At 64.2% G+C, this 438-nt stretch carries 1 protein-coding gene; it reads left to right on the forward strand.

The genetic code is table 11. The features are described from left to right. On the forward strand, positions 1 to 438 hold a 438-nt coding region (locus RTCK_RS08035), incomplete at both ends, for a methyl-accepting chemotaxis protein (RefSeq protein WP_235988647.1).

Genomic DNA, 438 nt, shown 5'->3' on the forward strand with positions numbered 1-438 from the left:
GGGTGCCGTCGTCGCCAATGCCGTCGATGCCATGGGCAAGATCGAGCAGTCGTCGAACCAGATCTCCAACATCATCGGCGTGATCGACGACATCGCTTTCCAGACCAACCTGCTGGCACTGAACGCCGGTGTCGAGGCGGCGCGTGCCGGGGAAGCCGGCAAGGGCTTTGCGGTCGTCGCCCAGGAGGTGCGCGAACTCGCACAGCGCTCGGCCACGGCGGCCAAGGAGATCAAGGACCTGATCCGCAACTCCTCCGTCGAGGTCGGCAACGGCGTGAAGCTGGTCAGCGACACCGGCGAGGCCCTGAAGACGATCGAGAGCTATATCGTCACCATCAACCAGCACATGGACGCCATTGCCACGTCCGCCCGCGAACAGTCGGTCGGCTTGTCGGAGGTCAACACCGCCGTCAACCAGATGGACCAGGTGACCCAGCA

This window comes from Pseudorhizobium endolithicum (assembly GCF_902153245.2).
Lineage (GTDB): Bacteria > Pseudomonadota > Alphaproteobacteria > Rhizobiales > Rhizobiaceae > Neorhizobium > Neorhizobium endolithicum.